At 46.9% G+C, this 4655-nt stretch carries 6 protein-coding genes; 2 read left to right on the top strand and 4 right to left on the bottom strand.

From position 1 onward, the window contains the following. Together hisG and rpsT are read left to right on the top strand one after the other, a co-directional pair. The coding region (gene hisG, locus U9P07_03325) for an ATP phosphoribosyltransferase (protein ID MEA2108435.1) at positions 1-701 on the top strand (701 nt) is incomplete at its 5' end. A gap of 117 nt (positions 702-818) precedes the next feature. Continuing rightward, a complete protein-coding gene (gene rpsT / locus U9P07_03320) occupies positions 819-1106 on the top strand; it encodes a 30S ribosomal protein S20 (protein MEA2108434.1) in 288 nt (95 codons plus the stop codon). Positions 1107-1200: 94 nt separating this feature from the next. Here rpsT and tyrS read toward each other — a convergent pair whose 3' ends face one another. The 4 genes from tyrS to U9P07_03300 form a co-directional block, all read right to left on the bottom strand. Further along, positions 1201-2478 carry a tyrosine--tRNA ligase gene (gene tyrS / locus U9P07_03315; protein MEA2108433.1) on the bottom strand — a complete coding sequence of 426 codons (1278 nt, stop codon included), beginning with the start codon at positions 2476-2478 and terminating at the stop codon, positions 1201-1203. Positions 2479-2586: 108 nt separating this feature from the next. Further along, on the bottom strand, positions 2587-2841 hold the full coding sequence (locus tag U9P07_03310) for a hypothetical protein (protein ID MEA2108432.1): 255 nt from the start codon (positions 2839-2841) through the stop codon (positions 2587-2589). Between the two features lie 3 nt (positions 2842-2844). After that, positions 2845-3156 (bottom strand): DUF1820 family protein, encoded by a 312-nt coding sequence (locus U9P07_03305; protein ID MEA2108431.1) that lies wholly within the window; start codon positions 3154-3156, stop codon positions 2845-2847. Between the two features lie 340 nt (positions 3157-3496). Continuing rightward, on the bottom strand, positions 3497-4655 hold a 1159-nt coding region (locus tag U9P07_03300; GenBank protein ID MEA2108430.1), incomplete at its 5' end, for a DEAD/DEAH box helicase.

Genomic DNA, 4655 nt, shown 5'->3' with positions numbered 1-4655 from the left:
TGGAAAGCGGCATTCTTGATGCCGGGATTACCGGTCATGACTGGGTTAAGGAAAATGATGCCAAAGTACTGGAACTAACTGAATTGCAGTATGCCAAGGCGACGCTCAATAAAGTCCGCTGGGTGCTAGCGGCTAAAAAAGACGGCCCAATCAGTTCAGTCAAGGACCTGGAAGGTAAAACCGTGGCGACTGAAGTGGTGAACCTGGCGACCAGTTATCTGCAGAAAAAAGGAGTCCAGGCTAAAGTTGAGTACTCATATGGGGCAACGGAGGTGAAAGTCCCCCATCTTGCCGATGCTGTCATTGAGATTACTGAAACCGGTTCATCATTGAGGGCCAATAATCTGGAAATAATCGATACGGTCCTGGAGACTTCAACGGTCTTTATCGCCAACCAGAAATCCTATAACGATTCCTGGAAAAAAGATAAAGTTGAGCGTTTGATAATGTTGTTACAAGGGGCGCTGGAGGCCCGAACCTGGGTTGGCTTCATGTTCAATATTAAACGCCGGCAGCTCAAGGAAGCCATTGCCGCCCTGCCGGCTGAAAAGGTGCCGACCATATCCCAGCTGGTTGATGAACAATGGGTGGATGTATTTGTGGCCCTGAGACAGTCAGTGGTGAGGGATCTGATTCCTGAATTGAAAGCTGTCGGTGCTAAAGGTATTGTCGAATTTCCCTTGAGCAAGTATATTGATTAACTTTTTGTTTCTGACTCGCGGGGATAAAAGGCTTGACAAAAAGGTGTGATTTTGTTAGCTACTACCCGACGTTTATATCTGAACTAAATAGGTTTTTAGTCATGAGGAGGTTGACCCTTGGCAAATCATAAATCAGCATTAAAGCGGATGCGCCAGAATGAAAAACGCCGGTTAATAAATCGGCAGGTGGTATCCCAGATGAGATCTTCGATTAAAAAGTTTCAGCTGGCGGCAGAGGAAGGGAAAAATCCTGAAACCCTGCAGGAAAGCTTACAGCGAGTTTCTGTCATTATTGACAAGGCAGCCAGCAAAGGGGTTATCCATCGAAAAAATGCTTCCCGGAAAATTTCCCGGTTAACGCGGTTGTGTAACCAGGTTGGGGAAACTGAGGTGGCTCAGGCCTGATTGGTTTGAGATTTAATCTGAATGGCGTAAAAAAAGGATACCAGCTTAGCTGGTATCCTTTTTGTCTTTTCAAACCTCAGGATTTTATCTGGGGTTATTGGAGAACTATCCGGTGATAACGTTTTTTACCGGCCCGCAGCATTATCTGTCCATCATTGAAATCGCTTTGAGTGATTCCTCGGTCTTCTGTCACCCGGCTGTCATTACAGTAACCACCACCCTGCTGCAGCAGGCGTCTGGACTGTCCCTTGGAAGAACAGAGACCGGTTTTAATGAATAGTTCTACTATGGTTATTCCTTTTTTCAGTTGCAGCCGGGTTATGGTACTCTGTGGCAGTGAATCAGGAGATTCAGACGGTTTAATGGCAGTAATGGCCGATGATGTCTTAATCCGGTTGTCGGGGTCGGCGGAACCGAATTGTCCTGTCGCTGTCCGATATGCCCCGGCAGCTTTCTGCGGTCCATGGACCAGGGAAGTGACTTCATATGCCAGAATTTCTTTAACCCGGTTGATGGCCTGATCCTCCATTTGTTCCAGCTCGCTGATTTCCGCCAGCGGCAGGAAAGTAAAGAGCCGTAAAAGCCGGCCTCTCTCCCCATCTTCACAATTACGCCAGAACTGATAGAAATCATATACAGAAGTACGTTTTTCATCCAGCCAGACAGCTCCGGCAGCTGTTTTACCGAATTTTTCCCCGTTGCTGGTGGTTAAGAGCGGGAAAGTGATACCATATGTCTCTTTTCCCTCCATCCGGCGGATTAAATCAACACCGGCGACAATATTGCCCCATTGATCCTGTCCTCCCATCTGGATGGTGCACTGGTAATCACGGTTTAGAATATAGAAATCATATGCCTGCAGCAGCATATAGTTAAATTCAATGAATGAGAGGCCGCTATCAAGCCGTTGGCGATAGGATTCGGCAGTCAGCATCCGGTTGACGCTGAAGTGGCGGCCAACATCTCGAAGGAAATCGATATAGGTCAGTTTTTCCAGCCAGTCGGCATTGTTGATCAGCAATCCCTGTCCGGGCTCCAGCTTTAGAAAGCGTTCCAGTTGTCGCCGGATGCCGATTCCATTCAGATCAATATCTTCACGGGTCAGCAGCTGGCGCATCTCGGTTTTGCCACTGGGGTCTCCAACCATGGCCGTCCCCCCACCGAGTACAGCGATGGGACGATGTCCTGCCCGTTGCAGATGCATCATGGCAATGATTGGTATAAGACTGCCCACATGGAGACTGTCGGCAGTTGGATCAAAGCCGATATAAAAAGTCTGCGATTCTGCGGCCAGCTTGTCCTGTAATTCCTGCTCATGGGTTGCCTGATAGATGAAACCGCGACTTTCCAGTTGATTGTATACTTGTTGCAATATGGCGTTACCTATCAATTCAGATGTTATCTGGGAGCTTGTCCGAGAATAGAACTTTTTTCTCGAATAACGCAGAGTTGGGGCAAGATGGCATTTTCGGGCAGCCTCCTAGCTCATCTCCAGGATCTGCTTGGCTTGCCGCAGGCGGTTATTGCCCTCTTTGAACTGGGACATGGCCGCCAGGATTAATTCAACAATTTCATCTTTCCCCTCTTTTTTTGCCTGGGCGGCCCATTTTTTATAGTCTTCCTGGTGACTTTCATTGTGATCTATCCAGTGGCCCAGCAGTAGATCAATTTTTTCCTCAAAGTTCATGCTTTGTTGCTCGCCACAGGGGTTGTCGTGATCATGGTGTTCGTGCATGGTTTACTCCTTTGTGCTTTTCTGGTCATCGGCAATTTTCAGGTAGGATACCCCGATGTCCTGTTCATCATTGAGACTGTCTATCCGCAGAATATACTGATGGGGAATACAGATAAAATTGACCTGGGAAAATTCTTTCCGTAAAGCATCATCTTCCGGGGAAATAATCAGTCGTTTTTTATCTTCAAAAATAAAGTCGGAAACCTCGATAAAACCAAACATTTCCGATTCGCCAATGCTGCGAGCCAGCAGGGAATAATTCCGGTTCCCGGTTTTAAATTGTACCCGGTAAATATGGGTTGTTTTATTATTCATTGAAATAACAATCCGTGATTATCGTCTGATTCGTGCGGCGGCCAATACCGCTATGAGCCAAGCCCGAACATCCGTAAACATTCGACTACGTTTTCAAAAAAGATAAAAAATACTCTCACAGAGGCACAAAGTCACAGAGAACCCGAGTCATTTGCCCTCTGTGACTCCGTGTCTCTGTGAGAAATAATAAAAATTTGTCAATCTATAGACAAAGTCGAATATTTACGAACATCCGGCAATATGTCCCTGACAACACAAGCAGAAAAGTTGAGTTATCAATAAATGGGGATAATTGCAAGTGGTTCTTCAGAGCTGAAAGGGATTAATCCAAGGTTCACGGTCAGGTTGGTTTTTTTCGATTTTTATTCCGCTTGCTGCCATATCTTTTTCCTGCCGGTCTTTTTGCTGGTTTGCCCATTGGCTTCCTGGCGGTTCGCTGGCGTTTTCGTGGTCGTTTGATATCGGTGCGAAAATCATCATTTTCAGCCCAGAGAATATCAATTTTTCCCACCAGGGTTTCAATGGGTTCAAGGAAAAAAGCATCATCTTCACTGGCCAGGGAAATGGCCTTGCCGCTGGCTCCCACCCGGGCTGTTCGGCCTATGCGATGGACATAGTCTTCGGCATCCTGGGGCAGGTCAAAATTAAAAACATGGGTAACGTTGTCAATGTGCAGGCCCCGGGAGGCCACATCAGTGGCGATCAGAATGGTGATTTCTTTCTTTTTGAACCGTTCAAGGATGGCCAATCGTTTTTTCTGGGGTACATCACCGGTTAACGCAGCGGCGGGGTAGTGATTAACTTTAAGATAATCCACCAGAATTTCCGCCATTCTTTTGGTGTTGCAGAAAACCAGGGATCGCTCCGGAGTTTCCCTGGCCAGCAGGCCGAAGAACAGGGGAATTTTTTCTTTCTTACCTACATGGTAAAGACCCTGCTGGATTTTTTCGGCAGCCAGCTGGTTGGGGGTAATGACAATGGATTCAGTAATATCCAGATGTTCGTAGGCCAGTTCCATCACCCGGTAGGAAAGAGTGGCGGAAAAGAGCAGGGACTGTCTTTTATTATAGGGGGAACAGCGACGTAAGATGTAGCGGAGATCCGGAATAAATCCAAGATCAAACATGCGGTCGGCTTCGTCAATGATCAGGACTTCTATGGCTTTAAGATTGAAAATCTTTTGTTTGAAATAATCAATCAATCGTCCGGGGGTGGCAATGATAATATCAATGTCATGCTGTTTGAGCGCTTCTCGCTGCTTTTCATAATCGATGCCGCCAAAAATAGCTTGAACCACCAAACCTGTATGGCTGCCGAGCAGTTTGGCTTCCTGATGGATCTGGAGGACCAGCTCCCGAGTCGGGGCCATGATCAGGGCTCGAGGCTGTTTTTTGCCCTTCTGTGCTGTTGTAGTGTGCAAAAGCCGATTAAATAAAGCGACCAGGAAGACAGCTGTTTTCCCGGTTCCGGTTTGTGATTGAGCGGCAATATTTTTTCCG

It is taken from the genome of Pseudomonadota bacterium (assembly GCA_034660915.1).
GTDB lineage: Bacteria > Desulfobacterota > Anaeroferrophillalia > Anaeroferrophillales > Anaeroferrophillaceae > DQWO01.
The sequence above is the reverse complement of the archived record's forward strand: the minus strand, read 5'-3'. Positions and strand labels throughout refer to the sequence as shown.

Excerpts from the sequence above, each read along its gene's own strand:
- U9P07_03310 (MEA2108432.1), bottom strand. The coding sequence starts at position 2,841 with ATGCACGAACACCATGATCACGACAACCCCTGTGGCGAGCAACAAAGC.
- U9P07_03305 (MEA2108431.1), bottom strand. The coding sequence starts at position 3,156 with ATGAATAATAAAACAACCCATATTTACCGGGTACAATTTAAAACCGGG.